Annotated in this window: 29 protein-coding genes; all 29 read left to right on the top strand. The window is 45.3% G+C overall.

All coding sequences use genetic code 11. The features are described 5' to 3' along the window. Positions 1–56 precede the first annotated feature (56 nt). Positions 57–365, top strand: a complete 309-nt coding sequence (rpsJ, locus tag BUA12_RS05740) for a 30S ribosomal protein S10 (protein ID WP_072709319.1) — start codon at positions 57–59, stop codon at positions 363–365. Positions 366–389: 24 nt separating this feature from the next. Continuing rightward, complete coding sequence (gene rplC / locus BUA12_RS05745; RefSeq protein WP_072709321.1) at positions 390–1052, top strand: 50S ribosomal protein L3; 663 nt, start codon at positions 390–392, stop codon at positions 1050–1052. 30 nt (positions 1053–1082) lie between these two features. After that, the gene (gene rplD, locus BUA12_RS05750; RefSeq protein ID WP_072709323.1) at positions 1083–1703 is read left to right on the top strand and encodes a 50S ribosomal protein L4; all 621 of its coding nucleotides are present in this window, start codon (positions 1083–1085) and stop codon (positions 1701–1703) included. Beyond that, positions 1703–1975: a 50S ribosomal protein L23 gene (gene rplW / locus BUA12_RS05755; protein ID WP_072709325.1), complete on the top strand. Its 273-nt coding sequence runs from the start codon at positions 1703–1705 to the stop codon at positions 1973–1975. Before rplD ends, rplW begins: the two co-directional genes overlap by 1 nt. Before the next feature lie 31 nt (positions 1976–2006). Continuing rightward, entirely contained in the window at positions 2007–2837 is an 831-nt protein-coding gene (gene rplB, locus BUA12_RS05760) for a 50S ribosomal protein L2 (protein WP_072709327.1), read from the top strand. A 67-nt stretch (positions 2838–2904) separates the two neighbouring features. Next, positions 2905–3183: a 30S ribosomal protein S19 gene (rpsS, locus tag BUA12_RS05765; RefSeq protein ID WP_072709328.1), complete on the top strand. Its 279-nt coding sequence runs from the start codon at positions 2905–2907 to the stop codon at positions 3181–3183. 33 nt (positions 3184–3216) lie between these two features. Further along, positions 3217–3612, top strand: coding sequence for a 50S ribosomal protein L22 (gene rplV, locus BUA12_RS05770; protein ID WP_072709330.1), 396 nt, complete (start codon positions 3217–3219; stop codon positions 3610–3612). A gap of 20 nt (positions 3613–3632) precedes the next feature. Further along, entirely contained in the window at positions 3633–4277 is a 645-nt protein-coding gene (rpsC, locus tag BUA12_RS05775) for a 30S ribosomal protein S3 (protein ID WP_072709332.1), read from the top strand. A gap of 15 nt (positions 4278–4292) precedes the next feature. Further along, a complete protein-coding gene (gene rplP, locus BUA12_RS05780) occupies positions 4293–4727 on the top strand; it encodes a 50S ribosomal protein L16 (protein ID WP_072709334.1) in 435 nt (144 codons plus the stop codon). Further along, entirely contained in the window at positions 4717–4926 is a 210-nt protein-coding gene (rpmC, locus tag BUA12_RS05785; protein WP_072709336.1) for a 50S ribosomal protein L29, read from the top strand. The genes rplP and rpmC overlap by 11 nt, the downstream gene beginning before the upstream one ends. Before the next feature lie 18 nt (positions 4927–4944). Beyond that, positions 4945–5208, top strand: a complete 264-nt coding sequence (rpsQ, locus tag BUA12_RS05790; protein WP_143146098.1) for a 30S ribosomal protein S17 — start codon at positions 4945–4947, stop codon at positions 5206–5208. A 29-nt stretch (positions 5209–5237) separates the two neighbouring features. Further along, complete coding sequence (gene rplN / locus BUA12_RS05795) at positions 5238–5606, top strand: 50S ribosomal protein L14 (RefSeq protein WP_072709340.1); 369 nt, start codon at positions 5238–5240, stop codon at positions 5604–5606. Positions 5607–5636: 30 nt separating this feature from the next. Next, positions 5637–5963 carry a 50S ribosomal protein L24 gene (gene rplX / locus BUA12_RS05800; protein ID WP_072709342.1) on the top strand — a complete coding sequence of 109 codons (327 nt, stop codon included), beginning with the start codon at positions 5637–5639 and terminating at the stop codon, positions 5961–5963. A 27-nt stretch (positions 5964–5990) separates the two neighbouring features. Further along, complete coding sequence (gene rplE, locus BUA12_RS05805; protein WP_072709344.1) at positions 5991–6530, top strand: 50S ribosomal protein L5; 540 nt, start codon at positions 5991–5993, stop codon at positions 6528–6530. A gap of 20 nt (positions 6531–6550) precedes the next feature. Further along, positions 6551–6736: a type Z 30S ribosomal protein S14 gene (locus BUA12_RS05810; protein ID WP_052255487.1), complete on the top strand. Its 186-nt coding sequence runs from the start codon at positions 6551–6553 to the stop codon at positions 6734–6736. Between the two features lie 30 nt (positions 6737–6766). Beyond that, positions 6767–7165, top strand: coding sequence for a 30S ribosomal protein S8 (rpsH, locus tag BUA12_RS05815; protein ID WP_072709347.1), 399 nt, complete (start codon positions 6767–6769; stop codon positions 7163–7165). Positions 7166–7189: 24 nt separating this feature from the next. After that, positions 7190–7726 (top strand): 50S ribosomal protein L6, encoded by a 537-nt coding sequence (gene rplF / locus BUA12_RS05820; protein WP_072709350.1) that lies wholly within the window; start codon positions 7190–7192, stop codon positions 7724–7726. Between the two features lie 25 nt (positions 7727–7751). Continuing rightward, a complete protein-coding gene (gene rplR / locus BUA12_RS05825; RefSeq protein ID WP_072709352.1) occupies positions 7752–8114 on the top strand; it encodes a 50S ribosomal protein L18 in 363 nt (120 codons plus the stop codon). A gap of 20 nt (positions 8115–8134) precedes the next feature. Beyond that, positions 8135–8635: a 30S ribosomal protein S5 gene (rpsE, locus tag BUA12_RS05830; RefSeq protein WP_072709354.1), complete on the top strand. Its 501-nt coding sequence runs from the start codon at positions 8135–8137 to the stop codon at positions 8633–8635. A 15-nt stretch (positions 8636–8650) separates the two neighbouring features. Then, positions 8651–8830, top strand: coding sequence for a 50S ribosomal protein L30 (gene rpmD, locus BUA12_RS05835; protein WP_072709356.1), 180 nt, complete (start codon positions 8651–8653; stop codon positions 8828–8830). 27 nt (positions 8831–8857) lie between these two features. Next, entirely contained in the window at positions 8858–9298 is a 441-nt protein-coding gene (gene rplO / locus BUA12_RS05840; protein ID WP_072709358.1) for a 50S ribosomal protein L15, read from the top strand. Continuing rightward, positions 9298–10596, top strand: a complete 1299-nt coding sequence (secY, locus tag BUA12_RS05845) for a preprotein translocase subunit SecY (RefSeq protein WP_072709360.1) — start codon at positions 9298–9300, stop codon at positions 10594–10596. The genes rplO and secY overlap by 1 nt, the downstream gene beginning before the upstream one ends. A gap of 13 nt (positions 10597–10609) precedes the next feature. Then, complete coding sequence (locus BUA12_RS05850; RefSeq protein WP_072709362.1) at positions 10610–11257, top strand: adenylate kinase; 648 nt, start codon at positions 10610–10612, stop codon at positions 11255–11257. 152 nt (positions 11258–11409) lie between these two features. Next, a complete protein-coding gene (gene infA / locus BUA12_RS05855) occupies positions 11410–11628 on the top strand; it encodes a translation initiation factor IF-1 (protein WP_017547668.1) in 219 nt (72 codons plus the stop codon). A gap of 30 nt (positions 11629–11658) precedes the next feature. Further along, positions 11659–11772, top strand: coding sequence for a 50S ribosomal protein L36 (gene rpmJ, locus BUA12_RS05860; protein ID WP_003156543.1), 114 nt, complete (start codon positions 11659–11661; stop codon positions 11770–11772). Positions 11773–11792: 20 nt separating this feature from the next. Continuing rightward, positions 11793–12158 (top strand): 30S ribosomal protein S13, encoded by a 366-nt coding sequence (rpsM, locus tag BUA12_RS05865; RefSeq protein ID WP_072709364.1) that lies wholly within the window; start codon positions 11793–11795, stop codon positions 12156–12158. Between the two features lie 23 nt (positions 12159–12181). Next, a complete protein-coding gene (gene rpsK, locus BUA12_RS05870) occupies positions 12182–12574 on the top strand; it encodes a 30S ribosomal protein S11 (protein WP_072709366.1) in 393 nt (130 codons plus the stop codon). 86 nt (positions 12575–12660) lie between these two features. After that, positions 12661–13602, top strand: coding sequence for a DNA-directed RNA polymerase subunit alpha (locus BUA12_RS05875; protein WP_072709368.1), 942 nt, complete (start codon positions 12661–12663; stop codon positions 13600–13602). Positions 13603–13620: 18 nt separating this feature from the next. Then, positions 13621–14022, top strand: coding sequence for a 50S ribosomal protein L17 (gene rplQ / locus BUA12_RS05880; protein ID WP_072709370.1), 402 nt, complete (start codon positions 13621–13623; stop codon positions 14020–14022). Positions 14023–14153: the final 131 nt, after the last annotated feature.

The following is a 14153-nucleotide window of genomic DNA, read 5'->3' on the forward strand; positions in this document are numbered from 1 at the left end:
ATTTTCGTGGAGAAGTCTATCAAACCAATGATGACGACCAAAGGAGGTACTAAATAATGGCAAAACAAAAAATTCGTATTCGTTTAAAAGCGTATGACCACAGAGTGTTGGATCAGTCAGCGGAGAAAATCGTTGAAACAGCTAAGCGTTCAGGCGCAGATGTTTCAGGACCGATTCCACTTCCTACTGAGAAGACGGTCTACACGATTCTGCGGGCGGTCCACAAGTACAAGGATGCGCGCGAGCAGTTCGAACAACGTACGCACAAGCGTCTGATCGACATTTTAAACCCTACACCAAAAACAGTTGATGCTCTCATGGGCTTGAACTTACCATCCGGTGTAGACATCGAAATCAAATTATAATTTTTAACAGGAGGTGGACTTTCGATGACCAAAGGAATCTTAGGTAAAAAAGTTGGAATGACTCAGGTTTTCGGCGAAAACGGAGAAATGATTCCAGTAACGGTAGTGGAAACAGCAGGAAACGTGGTAGTACAGAAGAAAGTTGAAGAAACTGACGGCTATAGTGCTGTACAAATCGGTTTCGACGACAAGCGTGAATACTTTGAGGGTGCAAGATCCAAAAAGTATGCGAACAAGGCTGAAACAGGTCATGCAAAAGCTTCAGGAGTTAACCCTAAGCGCTTCATTCGCGAATTCAGGAACTTGAACGCTGACGAATTCGAGATCGGTCAAGAAGTCACTGCAGATACATTTGAAGCAGGAGACTTTGTTGATGTGACGGGAACTTCAAAAGGTAAAGGTTTTCAGGGTGCAATCAAGCGTCACAACCAGTCACGCGGCCCTATGAGCCATGGTTCCCATTTCCACAGGTCACCTGGTGCGATGGCAGCAGCTGCAGACCCGGCAAGGGTTTTCAAAGGTAAAAAATTGCCAGGTCAGATGGGCGGCCAGACCACAACTTTGCAAAACCTTGAAATCGTACGTGTAGACGCAGAGCGCAACGTGTTACTCATCAAAGGTAACGTGCCGGGCCCGCGTAAAGGCTACGTGAAAATATCAGCAGCAACTAAAAAAAGTGTTAAATAGATAAAAAAATTAGAAGGGAGGATTTAACACATGGCAATCGATGTTTTATCTAAAGACGGATCAAAAGTGAATACAATCGAACTGAACCAGGAGATATTTGGTGTCGAACCAAATCAACACGTGCTTTTCGAAGCAGTTCAGTTACAGCGTGCTTCACAGCGCCGCGGTACACATGCGGTCAAGAACCGTTCAGCGGTACGCGGCGGAGGCAAAAAACCATTCAGGCAAAAAGGTACAGGTAATGCGCGTCAGGGTACAATCCGTGCGCCGCAGTTCAGAGGCGGTGGCGTGGTATTCGGACCGACCCCGAGAAGCTATTCCTACAAGATGCCTAGAAAGATGCGCCGTTTGGCACTTCGCTCAGCATTGTCGGCGAAAGTAAATGAAGATGTGCTGACAGTAGTGGACAACATCTCATTAGACGCACCTAAAACGAAAGATTTCCTCGCAATCCTGGAAAATCTTGAAGCAGACAGAAAAGTCCTGTTAGTCCTTGAGAGTGAAGATGCGAATGTAGAACTTTCATCCCGCAATCTGCAGGGCGTGACAGTTCTTACACCGGAACACCTCAATGTACTGGATATCCTTTCTGCTGACCGTGTTATCTTTACGGAAGGTGCTATCACTAAAGCAGAGGAGGTACTTCTGTAATGGATGCTCGTGATATTATCAAACGTCCGGTCATTACTGAACGTTCTGCGGATCTGATGCAGGCGGACAAGTACACATTCGATGTGGACGTCAAAGCCAACAAAACACAAGTTAAACACGCAGTTGAAGAAATCTTCGACGTCAAAGTGGAAAAAGTGAACATTATGAACGTCAAGCCGAAGAAAAAGCGTATGGGTCGCTACGAAGGCTTTACAAATAGAAGAAGAAAAGCGATCGTAACACTAAAAGAAGGCTCTATAGAAATATTCTAAGAGCGACTTACCATTAAGGAGGTAAAACGAGATGGCAATTAAAAAATACAAGCCAACCACAAACGCTCGTCGTAATATGACCGGCTCGGATTTTGCCGAAGTCACTTCAACGACTCCGGAACGGTCATTATTACAGCCGCTTCCGAAAAAAGCGGGCCGTAACAACCAGGGCCGTATGACCGTACGCCACAAGGGCGGCGGACACAAGCGCCAGTACAGAGTGATCGATTTCAAAAGAATCAAGGACGGCGTACCTGGTAAAGTGGCGACAATCGAGTATGATCCGAACCGTTCTGCAAACATTGCACTAGTGCATTACGCTGACGGCGAGAAAAAATATATCATCGCACCTAAAGGTGTGACGGTGGGCACTGAAATCATGAGTGGCCCGGATGCGGATATCAAGCCTGGCAACGCTATGGCGCTTCAGGACATCCCTGTCGGTACCACCATCCACAACATCGAACTTAAACCGGGCCGCGGCGGCCAGCTGGCACGTTCAGCGGGTGCACGCGCACAGGTTCTTGGTAAAGAGGGCAAATACGTTCTTGTAAGACTCAAGTCCGGTGAAGTCAGGATGATCCTTGCGACTTGCCGCGCCACAATCGGTGCTGTCGGCAATGAGCAGCACGAACTGATCAACGTCGGTAAAGCCGGCCGTTCAAGATGGAAAGGCCAACGCCCTACAGTACGTGGTTCCGTCATGAACCCTAACGACCACCCACACGGCGGTGGTGAAGGCCGTGCACCAATCGGACGTCCGTCGCCGATGTCTCCATGGGGCAAACCAACCCTTGGCAAAAAGACACGCAGAGGCAAAAACCGTTCGAATAAGCTGATCGTAAGAAAACGTAAGAAATAAAATAACTTAAAATAAAAAAATGTGCGGACACAGTTCCGCACACAATTTTGATAAAGGAGGCGCCCTAATGACCCGCAGTCTTAAAAAAGGACCTTTCGTCGATGATCATCTGATGAAGAAGGTCGAAAACCTTAACGAAACAAGCAAGAAAAGTGTTATCAAAACATGGTCACGCCGTTCAACAATATTCCCTAATTTCATCGGCCACACAATTGCAGTCTACGATGGCCGCAAACATGTTCCGGTCTATATTACAGAAGATATGGTCGGACATAAGCTTGGAGAGTTCGCACCGACAAGAACTTTCAAAGGTCACGGCAACAACGACAAAAAAACAGGCAGATAACAGAAATCATCCGCTATAAAGGAGGAACCGAATATGCAAGCGAAAGCAGTTGCTAAAACAGTCAGGATTGCACCTCGTAAAGTCAGACTTGTCATGGATCTGATCCGCGGCAAAGAAGTAGGGGAAGCAATTTCAATACTGAAGCACACAAATAAAAGAACGTCGCCAATCGTTGAGAAGCTGATCAACTCGGCTGTGGCGAATGCAGAACATAACTACGACATGGACATCGATCACCTGATCGTATCGGAAGCATATGCAGACGAAGGTCCGACTCTTAAACGTTTCCGCCCGCGTGCACAAGGTCGTGCGACCAAGATAAACAAGCGCACAAGCCACATTACAATCGTTGTCGCAGAGCCGGCAGATGTAGTTGAAGATGCGGAAGTTGAAACGGAAGAGAACGAACAAGTTGAAGAGAAAGCTTAAAAACTAAGGAGGGAATTAATTTGGGTCAAAAGATTAATCCAATTGGTCTTCGTACAGGTATCATCCGTGATTGGGAAGCAAAATGGTATGCAGACAAAGATTTTGCGAACCTTTTGCATGAAGACTTGAAAATACGTGAATATATCGAAACAAACCTTAAAGACGCGTCAATTTCAAAAGTTGAAATCGAACGTGCGGCAAACCGAGTTAATATAGCTGTGCATACAGGCAAGCCTGGTATGGTCATCGGTAAAGGCGGCAGTGAGATAGATAAATTACGTTCAGCCCTTTCCAAATTAACCGGCAAGAGAGTACACATCAATGTTGTTGAAGTCAAGAAAATTGATATGGATGCCAAACTGGTTGCAGAAAGCATCGCGCGCCAGCTTGAAAACCGTGTGTCATTCCGTAGAGCTCAAAAGCAGGCGCTTGGAAGAGCACTCAAAGCAGGAGCTAAAGGAATCAGGACACAGGTCTCCGGTCGTTTGGGCGGCGCAGATATCGCGCGTTCAGAAGGCTACAGCGAAGGAACGGTCCCACTTCATACACTGCGTGCAGACATAGACTATGCGCACGAAGAAGCTGACACCACTTACGGTAAGCTCGGCGTCAAAGTATGGATCTACCGTGGAGAAGTTCTTCCTGTCAAAAAAGATAACAAGTAAAGGAGGAAATTGATAATGTTATTACCTAAAAGAGTAAAATACCGTCGTCAACACCGTCCGGATACAAGAGGTAAGTCAAAAGGCGGTAATCAAGTATCATTTGGTGAATATGGATTGCAAGCGACGACGACTGCTTGGATCACTTCAAGACAGATTGAAGCAGCACGTATTGCAATGACACGTTACATGAAACGTGGCGGTAAAGTATGGATCAACATTTTTCCACATACGCCGTATACAAAAAAACCTTTGGAAGTTCGTATGGGTTCAGGTAAAGGTGCAGTCGAAGGATGGATTGCAGTTGTAAAACCTGGCCGTATAATGTTTGAAGTTTCTGGTGTCGATGAAGAAGTTGCAAGAGAGGCGCTTCGTCTGGCGAGCCACAAACTTCCGGTTAAAACTAAAGTCGTAAGACGTGAAGAATTAGGTGGTGATACGAATGAAAGCTAAAGAAATCCGTGATTTGACGACATCTGAAATAGAAGAAAACGTTAAAGAATTGAAAGAAGAACTCTTCAACCTGCGCTTTCAGCTAGCTACTGGTCAGCTAGAAAACACTGCTCGTATCAAAGAAGTCAGAAAAACAATCGCGAGATTGAAAACAACTGTACGCGAGAGAGAGCTTGAGGAAGCAAGAGCCAATCAATAATATAGGAGGGTTAAAATAGTGGAAAGAAAAAATGAACGTAAAGTTTACCAGGGCCGCGTCGTATCCGACAAGATGGATAAAACGATCACGGTACTCGTAGAAACTTACAAAAGACACCCTATCATCAACAAACGTGTTAAATATTCCAAGAAATATAAAACGCACGATGAAAAGAACAGTGCGAAGATGGGCGATGTGGTACGCATTGAAGAAACACGTCCATTATCAAAAACAAAACGCTTCCGTTTAGTGGAAATCGTTGAAGAGTCAGTAATTATTTAAACTATCGAAGATAAAGGAGGTCCATTCGCATGATCCAACAGGAATCCCGCATGAAAGTTGCAGATAACTCAGGTGCGCGTGAAGTATTGACAATCAAAGTATTGGGCGGTACGGGACGTAAAACTGCGAATATCGGTGACGTCGTCGTTGCAACAGTCAAAAATGCAACACCAGGTGGCGTTGTCAAAAAAGGCGAAGTAGTGAGAGCTGTCATCGTCAGAACGAAATCCGGCATGCGCCGTGAAGATGGTTCGTACATCAAATTTGATGAAAATGCATGTGTTATCATTCGTGATGATAAAGGTCCAAGAGGTACGCGTATCTTCGGTCCGGTCGCCCGCGAACTGCGCGAAGGCAACTTCATGAAGATCGTTTCACTTGCACCAGAAGTATTATAATCCCAATTTATATAAGGAGGTGCAATTTTCATGCACGTAAGAACTGGTGATAAAGTCGTAGTAATCAGCGGTAAAGACAAAGGCAAAGAAGGAACGATCCTTAAAGCGATCCCTTCAAAAGAGAGAATCGTTGTCGAAGGTGTCAATATCGTAAAAAAACATCAAAAACCTTCACAGATGAACCCGGAAGGCGGCATCCTGGAAGTGGAAGCGCCGATTCATGTGTCCAATGTAATGCACATCGATCCGGAATCAGGTGAACGTACCCGCATTCGTTATGAGGTCAAAGAGGACGGAACGAAAGTACGGGTGGCAGCCAAGTCCGGCAAAGAGATCCCGGCAGTTGAAAACAACTAATCAGTATAAGTGAAAGGAGGACTTCAAGTGGCTCGTTTAAAAGAAAAATTCAATGATGAAATCAAAACAGAACTTGTAAATAAATTCAATTATTCTTCTGTAATGGAAGTGCCTGAAATAGAGAAGATCGTCGTCAACATGGGTGTGGGTGATGCAGTACAGAATGCAAAAGTGCTTGACACCGCTGTTGAAGAACTTGCAGCGATTACCGGTCAGAAGCCGATAATCACTAAAGCGAAAAGGTCGATCGCAACATTCAGGCTGCGTGAAGGTATGCCGATCGGAGCGAAAGTCACTCTGCGCGGTGAAAGGATGTATGAATTCCTTGATAAGCTCGTCTCGGTTTCCCTGCCTCGTGTAAGAGACTTCAGAGGTGTTTCAAAGAAAGCATTCGACGGTCGCGGCAACTACACGCTCGGTGTCAAAGAACAGCTGATCTTCCCTGAAATCGACTATGATAAAGTTTCGAAAGTCAGAGGTATGGACATCGTTATCGTTACTACTGCAAATACAGATGAAGAGGCAAAAGAACTGCTTACACAGTTTGGCATGCCGTTCCAAAAGTAAGTTAATAAGGAGGCGAAAATGTGGCTAAAAAATCAATGATTGCAAAACAACAAAAGAAACAAAAGTTTAAAGTAAGAGAATACACGCGTTGTGAAAGATGTGGACGTCCGCATTCAGTAATTCGTCAATTCAGACTATGCCGTATATGTTTCCGTGAACTTGCTTATAAAGGCCAGATTCCTGGCGTGAAAAAAGCAAGCTGGTAATCGCCATAAATTGAAAGGAGGCAAATTTAAATGACAGTATCAGATCCAATTGCAGATATGCTGACACGCATCAGAAATGCGAACATGGTCAGACATGAATCATTAGAAATCCCTGCATCAAACATCAAAAAAGAAATTGCAACGATCCTTAAAGCAGAAGGATTCGTCAAGAATGTCGAATTCATCGACGATGAAAAACAAGGCGTCATCCGCGTGTTTTTGAAATATGGAGGTAATAACGAGAGAGTTATTACAGGTCTGAAGCGTATTTCAAAGCCAGGCCTCAGAGTCTATGCTCAAAAAGAAGAGCTTCCAAAAGTGCTCAACGGTCTTGGAATCGCTCTGGTTTCAACATCTGAAGGTGTTTTGACAGATAAAGAAGCACGTAAAAGAAATACGGGCGGGGAAGTACTCGCTTACGTTTGGTAATTTAATCTAGGAGGTGTAATCGAAATGAGTCGTGTTGGTAAACGAATTATTGACATTCCAAATGGTGTAACAGTAGATATCGACGGTTCGACAGTCACTGTCAAAGGACCGAAAGGTGAACTGGTAAGCACATTTAATGAAGATATGACATATAATCTTGAAGAGAATACACTTGAAGTTGTCCGTCCGAGTGATTCAAAAGAGCACCGCACAGTACACGGTACAACCCGTGCCCTGATCAATAACATGATCGTCGGTGTATCTGAAGGCTTCAGCAAGGACCTTGAGCTTGTAGGTGTAGGTTACCGTGCACAGATGCAGGGTAAAAAGTTGGTATTGAACGTAGGACTTTCTCACCCGGTTGAGTTTGAACCTTCTGAAGAGCTGACGATTTCAGTTGAAGGCAACACTAAAGTCAAAGTGGAAGGCATCAACAAGGAATATGTCGGAGCACTGGCTTCGAAAATCCGTTCTGTACGTCCACCGGAACCTTACAAAGGTAAAGGTATCCGCTACAAAGGTGAAGCAGTTCGTCAAAAAGAAGGTAAAACCGGTAAATAATTAAACAAGTGAGGAGTGAACATCAATGATCTCTAAAGTGGATAAAAATAAAGTGCGTCTTAAGAGACACCAGCGCATACGTAAAGCGTTGGCCGGTACAAGCGAGAAGCCGCGCCTGAACGTATACCGCTCTAATAAACACATTTACGCACAACTTATTGATGATAAGAGTGAAACGACGCTCGTCAGTGCATCATCCCAGGATCCCGAATTCAAATTGGAAGTCGGATCCAACAAAGATGCAGCTGAAGAAGTCGGCGCTTTAATCGCAAAACGTGCGAAAGATAAAGGCATTGAAAATGTAGTATTCGATCGTGGCGGATATCTGTATCACGGGCGTGTGAAAGCACTCGCTGATGCGGCACGCGAAAACGGCTTACAATTTTAATAGAAGGAGGTAAAATTTAAATGGCTCGTAGAGATGATAGAGTACAAGAGTTCGAAGAGCGCGTAGTGACGATCAACCGTATTGCTAAAGTAGTAAAAGGTGGACGTCGTTTCCGTTTCTCGGCACTGGTTGTTGTCGGAGACAGAAAAGGGCGTGTAGGCTTCGGTACAGGTAAAGCTCAGGAAGTTCCTGAAGCGATCAAGAAAGCGGTGGAAGCTGCGAAGAAAGATCTGATCGAGGTACCTATGGTGGATGGTACAATCCCACACGAAACGATAGGCAGATTCAGCTCAGGTCAGGTATTCATGAAGCCGGCAGCACCTGGTACAGGTGTTATCGCAGGCGGACCGGTGCGTGCTGTATTTGAACTTGCAGGCATCACTGATATCCTCAGCAAATCCCTTGGTGCGAACACGCCGATCAACGTCGTACGTGCGACACTCCAGGGCATTTCAGACCTTAAGACTGTGGAAGAAGTTGCCAAGCTTCGTGGAAAAACTGTAGAAGAGATTACTAATTAAGGAGGGAAAAGATAAATGGCAAAGATTGAAATCACCCTCAAAAGAAGTGTTATCGGGAAACCTGAAACACAGAAGAAAACTGTAGCTTCTCTTGGTTTGAGAAAAGTCAACCAGACAGTGACACATGAAGATACGCCTCAGATCAGAGGTCAAGTCGAAAAAGTCAGCCACCTGGTTACTGTAGAAGAAAAATAATGATATTATGAAATAGGAGGTGCGATGATGAAATTACACGAATTGAAACCTGTTGAAGGTGCCCGCAAGTCACGTAAGCGTGTCGGCCGCGGTATGTCTTCAGGTAATGGTAAAACAGCCGGCCGCGGTCATGACGGACAAAACTCCCGTTCAGGCGGTGGCGTAGGTCTGACATTTGAAGGTGGACAGCTTCCTTTATTCCGTCGTATTCCAAAACGTGGTTTCACTAACATCAATCGTAAAGAATATGCGATCGTCAATCTTAGTGACCTCAACCGTTTTGAAGATGGCGCGGAAGTGACTCCAGAGCTCTTGATTGAAAATGGTATTGTTAAAAATGAAAAATCTGGTATAAAAGTGCTGGGCAACGGTACTCTGGAAAAGAAATTAACAATTAAAGCTCACAAGTTTTCCGGCTCAGCTGCCAAAGCAATTGAGGAACAGGGCGGAAGTTACGAGGTGATTTAATGTTAGGGACTATCACCAATTTCTTTAGGATTAAAGAAATTCGTAATAAGATATTCTTTACTTTAATCATGCTGGTCATTTTTAAGATTGGGACTTACATCCCTGTCCCGGGTGTCGACCCGGGCGTATTTGATATGAATCAGGGGGAACAGGGCGTCCTTGATCTGATGAACACGTTCGGCGGCGGCGCACTGATGAATTTCTCCATTCTGGCAATGGGCATCATGCCTTACATCACCGCATCAATCGTCGTACAGCTGCTGCAGATGGATGTTGTTCCGAAATTTGCCGAGTGGGCAAGGCAGGGTGAAGTCGGAAGACGGAAGCTGGCACAGTTCACGAGGTATTTCACTATAGTATTGGCATTCATCCAATCCATCGGTATGAGTTATGCTTTCAACCAGATGTTCGGGGGCGCGCTCATCGATGACAACAATGTCGCTTCATACCTGCTGATAGCAATTGTGCTGACGACAGGTACTGCATTCCTGATGTGGCTCGGTGAGCAGATCACGGAACATGGTGTGGGCAATGGTATTTCCATCATCATATTTGCAGGTATCCTATCCGTCTTGCCGAGTGCACTGATCCAGTTGTACCAGCAAAGGTTCACCGGCGGTCAGGACACGACGATGGCGATTCTGGAATTGATCGGTCTGATTGTATTCCTGTTGTTGCTTACAGCATTTGCGGTCTTCGTACTGCAGGCGGTACGTAAAATTCCGATCCAGTATGCGAAGCGTCAGAGGACTTCATCACAGCTTTCACCGCAGTCGACTTTCCTTCCATTGAAAGTCAATCCGGCAGGCGTGATACCGGTCATCTTCGCGATGGCATTCTTCATGCTCCCGCAGACGTTCACACTGTTCTTTCCGGATGCGGACTGGGCCCAGACGCTGGCACGTTTTTCAGATCCCACCAACTATGCAGGCATGGTCTTCTATATGGTGATCATCATAGCCTTTACGTATTTCTACTCATTTGTCCAGGTCAATCCTGAAAAGATGGCCGACAATTTGAAGAAACAGGGCAGTTATGTGCCGGGCATCCGGCCGGGCGATCCGACACAGGATTATATAACGAGAGTGCTTTATAGGCTTGTGTTCGTCGGTTCACTGTTCCTGGCGGTGGTTGCAATCATACCTTTGATCGTCACTAATATCATGAACCTGCCGCCTGCAATCCAGGTCGGAGGTACGAGCCTTCTGATCGTCATCGGTGTTGCACTGGAAACTATGAAGCAGTTGGAAGCACAAGCGAACCAAAGAGAATACCGCGGTTTCAGAAAACGCAGGTAGGAGGACTATTTGGATGAATATCATATTGATGGGCCTGCCCGGTGCAGGTAAAGGGACGCAGGCCTCGAAGATTATCAAAAAATACCCGATTCCTCATATATCTACTGGTGATATGTTCCGCCTGGCCATAAAGAATGAAACAGAGCTTGGCATTCAAGCCAAATCCTACATGGATAAAGGCGAACTTGTTCCGGATGAGGTGACGATAGGCATCGTCAAAGAACGTCTGTCACAGAGTGATGCGAAAGACGGCTTTTTATTGGACGGATTCCCGCGTACCGTGGAACAGGCTGAGGCTTTGAACGGTATAATGGATGAACTCGGAAATAAAATCGACCGGACGATCAATGTCGATGTGGATGAAGAAGAGTTGATCAACCGGTTGACCGGACGACGCATCTGCGAAGTGTGCGGCACTGCATACCATCTGGTCTTCAACCCGCCGAAACAGGAAGGCGTGTGTGATCTGGATGGCGGCAAGCTGTATCAGCGCGAAGACGACAATCCGGAAACGGTGGCGAACCGTCTTGAAGTGAACATGAAGCAGACACAGCCGATGCTCGACTTCTATAAGGAACAGGACATTTTGGTAAATGTGGATGGTTCAAAACACATCGATGATGTTTTTGTTGAAATCGATGAGATATTACAGGATTTATAAGCATTCACCTCTAAACAGTACTTTTGGGTGAATAAGATATGACGCAGTTTAAAAATATATGAGTTCAATATTTTGATTTGACGTTAAGTGGATTCGAACTTCACCTGAAGTGTATTTCTATAGAAATATGAAACTGTAAAGGGGGAATTGAAGTGAGTAAACAGGATGTAATTGAACTTGAAGGTACAGTACTTGATACTTTACCGAATGCGATGTTTAAAGTTGAACTGGAAAATGGGCATGAGATTTTGGCACATGTCTCAGGTAAAATCCGTATGAACTATATACGTATTCTTCCTGGCGATAAAGTTACAGTTGAAATGTCACCGTACGATTTGACGCGTGGCAGAATCACTTATCGTTTCAAATAATGGACTCCACATTTTAAGGAGGTAATACTCGTGAAAGTAAGACCATCAGTGAAGCCGATCTGTGAGAAATGCAAAGTCATCCGCAGAAAAGGCAAAGTTATGGTAATCTGTGAGAACCCTAAGCATAAACAGAAGCAAGGATAAAATAAACGGAGGTGTAATATATGGCTCGTATAGCAGGAGTTGACGTACCACGTGACAAACGTGTCGTTATTTCTTTAACTTATATATTCGGTATCGGGAACACAAGAGCGCAGGAGATCGTGGCAGAAGCCGGCATTTCTGATCAGACTCGCGTGAAAGACCTGACTGAAGAAGAACTTAATAAAATCCGTGAAGTCGTTGACGGTTATAAAGTGGAAGGTGACCTTCGCCGTGAGCAGAACCTGAACGTCAAACGTTTGATGGAGATCGCTTCATACAGAGGTATCCGTCACCGTCGTGGCCTTCCGGTACGCGGACAGCACACCAAGAACAATGCCCGTACCCGTAAAGGACCGATCAAGACAGTAGCGAACAAGAGGAAATAATTTAAAGTAAAGGAGGAGTAATCATGGCTCGTAGACAACAACAAAGTCGTAAGCGTAAGGTGAAAAAGAATATAGATTCCGGAGTTGCACACATCCGTTCAACATTCAACAATACGATCGTAACGATCACGGATGAATTCGGTAATGCTTTATCCTGGTCATCTGCAGGTGCGCTTGGCTTCAAAGGTTCAAAGAAATCAACACCATTTGCAGCTCAAATGGCTTCTGAAACTGCTTCAAAAGCGGCGATGGAACACGGACTCAAAACAGTCGAAGTGACAGTGAAAGGTCCCGGTGCCGGTCGTGAAGCAGCAATCCGTGCATTGCAATCTGCAGGTCTCGAAATCACAGCGATCAAAGATGTGACACCTGTACCTCATAATGGTTGCCGTCCACCTAAACGCCGCCGTGTGTAAGTGCTTAATTTGTAACGTCAAATCAGTTATCATAGAACACATGGTTGTATAATATTTTCGGCGTTTAAAGGGAGGAAAAGAAACGAATGATTGAAATCGAAAAACCTAGAATTGAAACTGTCGAAGTATCGGAAGATTCTAAGTTTGGTAAGTTTGTTGTTGAACCATTGGAACGCGGTTATGGAACAACACTTGGGAACTCCTTACGTCGCATTCTATTGTCATCATTACCAGGTGCGGCAGTAAAAACGATAGAAATTGAAAATGTACTGCATGAATTCTCAACGATTGAAAACGTGGTCGAAGATGTGACTACGATCATTACAAACATTAAACAACTTGCACTGAAGATTTATTCCGAAGAGGAAAAGACTTTGGAGATAGAAGTTTCAGGCGAAGGTGAAGTGAAAGCTTCCGATATCACTCATGATAGTGATGTTGAAATCCTCAATCCCGACCTCAAGATCGCCACTGTGGCAAGCGGCGGACAACTGAGAATCAGGATGATCGCTGACCGTGGACGCGGGTATACCATGTCTGACGACAACAAGAATGAATTATCAATCGGCGTCATTCCGGTGGATTCAATCTATACACCTGTCGAGCGGGTGAACTACACTGTGGAGAACACACGTGTCGGCCAGATGACCAACTTCGACAAGCTCACGCTTGACGTGTGGACGGATGGATCGATCACACCGCAGGAAGCAGTGTCATTATCTGCCAAAATCATGACCGAGCATTTGAACATCTTCGTCGGTATGACGGATGAAGCGCAGAATGTCGAAATCATGATTGAAAAAGAAGAAGACCAGAAAGAAAAAGTGCTTGAAATGTCCATCGAAGAACTGGATCTTTCCGTACGTTCCTACAACTGTTTGAAGCGTGCAGGAATCAATTCGGTCCAGGAGCTCACCGACAAATCGGAAGCGGACATGATGAAAGTCAGGAACCTTGGACGCAAGTCCCTGGAAGAAGTTAAATTCAAGTTGGAAGACCTTGGACTGGGTCTCCGCAAAGAAGACTGATAAAGGAGGTTATTTCACATGGGCTACAGAAAATTAGGCCGTACTTCAAGCCAGAGAAAAGCGATGCTGAGAGACCTTGCGACTTCATTGATCGTAAGCGAACGCATCACAACGACTGAAGCACGTGCAAAAGAACTGCGCAGCATAGTGGACAAGCTTGTCACACTCGGTAAGCGTGGCGATGTTGCGGCAAGACGCCGTGCAGGCCGTACAGTACGCAACGTTGAAATCCTGAATGAAGATGGAACGACTCAGGATGCGCTTCAAAAATTATTTGGTGACATCGCACCACGTTTCGAGGATCGTCAGGGTGGATACACAAGCATCAAAAAGCTTGGTGAACGCCGCGGCGACGGTGCTGAACTTGTCATCATCGAGTTCGTTGAAGGTGCAGTTGCAACCACAGAAGATGCTGAATAATTAAAAGCAGTAGGAGTGTTACGATAGGGAGCCCAGTCTCCTTGTCTAGCTCTACGTATCCTGCAGGCTATAAAAGAATGAACGCGCGGCTCTATGCAGGGTACGCGCTTTTTTTACATAAAAAATGGTGG

Origin of the sequence: Lacicoccus alkaliphilus DSM 16010 (genome assembly GCF_900142805.1) — a bacterium.
Classification (GTDB): Bacteria; Bacillota; Bacilli; order Staphylococcales; family Salinicoccaceae; genus Lacicoccus; species Lacicoccus alkaliphilus.

What these genes read in the sequence shown, in the direction of transcription:
- rplR (WP_072709352.1), top strand. Translation starts at nt 7,752, where the DNA reads ATGATCTCTAAAGTGGATAAAAATAAAGTGCGTCTTAAGAGACACCAG.
- rpsE (WP_072709354.1), top strand. Translation starts at nt 8,135, where the DNA reads ATGGCTCGTAGAGATGATAGAGTACAAGAGTTCGAAGAGCGCGTAGTG.
- rplD (WP_072709323.1), top strand. Translation starts at nt 1,083, where the DNA reads ATGGCAATCGATGTTTTATCTAAAGACGGATCAAAAGTGAATACAATC.
- rplW (WP_072709325.1), top strand. Translation starts at nt 1,703, where the DNA reads ATGGATGCTCGTGATATTATCAAACGTCCGGTCATTACTGAACGTTCT.
- rplQ (WP_072709370.1), top strand. Translation starts at nt 13,621, where the DNA reads ATGGGCTACAGAAAATTAGGCCGTACTTCAAGCCAGAGAAAAGCGATG.
- rplP (WP_072709334.1), top strand. Translation starts at nt 4,293, where the DNA reads ATGTTATTACCTAAAAGAGTAAAATACCGTCGTCAACACCGTCCGGAT.
- rplF (WP_072709350.1), top strand. Translation starts at nt 7,190, where the DNA reads ATGAGTCGTGTTGGTAAACGAATTATTGACATTCCAAATGGTGTAACA.
- rpsJ (WP_072709319.1), top strand. Translation starts at nt 57, where the DNA reads ATGGCAAAACAAAAAATTCGTATTCGTTTAAAAGCGTATGACCACAGA.
- secY (WP_072709360.1), top strand. Translation starts at nt 9,298, where the DNA reads ATGTTAGGGACTATCACCAATTTCTTTAGGATTAAAGAAATTCGTAAT.
- rpsH (WP_072709347.1), top strand. Translation starts at nt 6,767, where the DNA reads ATGACAGTATCAGATCCAATTGCAGATATGCTGACACGCATCAGAAAT.
- rplX (WP_072709342.1), top strand. Translation starts at nt 5,637, where the DNA reads ATGCACGTAAGAACTGGTGATAAAGTCGTAGTAATCAGCGGTAAAGAC.
- rpsM (WP_072709364.1), top strand. Translation starts at nt 11,793, where the DNA reads ATGGCTCGTATAGCAGGAGTTGACGTACCACGTGACAAACGTGTCGTT.
- rplB (WP_072709327.1), top strand. Translation starts at nt 2,007, where the DNA reads ATGGCAATTAAAAAATACAAGCCAACCACAAACGCTCGTCGTAATATG.
- rplN (WP_072709340.1), top strand. Translation starts at nt 5,238, where the DNA reads ATGATCCAACAGGAATCCCGCATGAAAGTTGCAGATAACTCAGGTGCG.
- rplC (WP_072709321.1), top strand. Translation starts at nt 390, where the DNA reads ATGACCAAAGGAATCTTAGGTAAAAAAGTTGGAATGACTCAGGTTTTC.
- rpsK (WP_072709366.1), top strand. Translation starts at nt 12,182, where the DNA reads ATGGCTCGTAGACAACAACAAAGTCGTAAGCGTAAGGTGAAAAAGAAT.
- rpmD (WP_072709356.1), top strand. Translation starts at nt 8,651, where the DNA reads ATGGCAAAGATTGAAATCACCCTCAAAAGAAGTGTTATCGGGAAACCT.
- rpsS (WP_072709328.1), top strand. Translation starts at nt 2,905, where the DNA reads ATGACCCGCAGTCTTAAAAAAGGACCTTTCGTCGATGATCATCTGATG.
- BUA12_RS05850 (WP_072709362.1), top strand. Translation starts at nt 10,610, where the DNA reads ATGAATATCATATTGATGGGCCTGCCCGGTGCAGGTAAAGGGACGCAG.
- BUA12_RS05875 (WP_072709368.1), top strand. Translation starts at nt 12,661, where the DNA reads ATGATTGAAATCGAAAAACCTAGAATTGAAACTGTCGAAGTATCGGAA.
- rplO (WP_072709358.1), top strand. Translation starts at nt 8,858, where the DNA reads ATGAAATTACACGAATTGAAACCTGTTGAAGGTGCCCGCAAGTCACGT.
- rpmC (WP_072709336.1), top strand. Translation starts at nt 4,717, where the DNA reads ATGAAAGCTAAAGAAATCCGTGATTTGACGACATCTGAAATAGAAGAA.
- rplV (WP_072709330.1), top strand. Translation starts at nt 3,217, where the DNA reads ATGCAAGCGAAAGCAGTTGCTAAAACAGTCAGGATTGCACCTCGTAAA.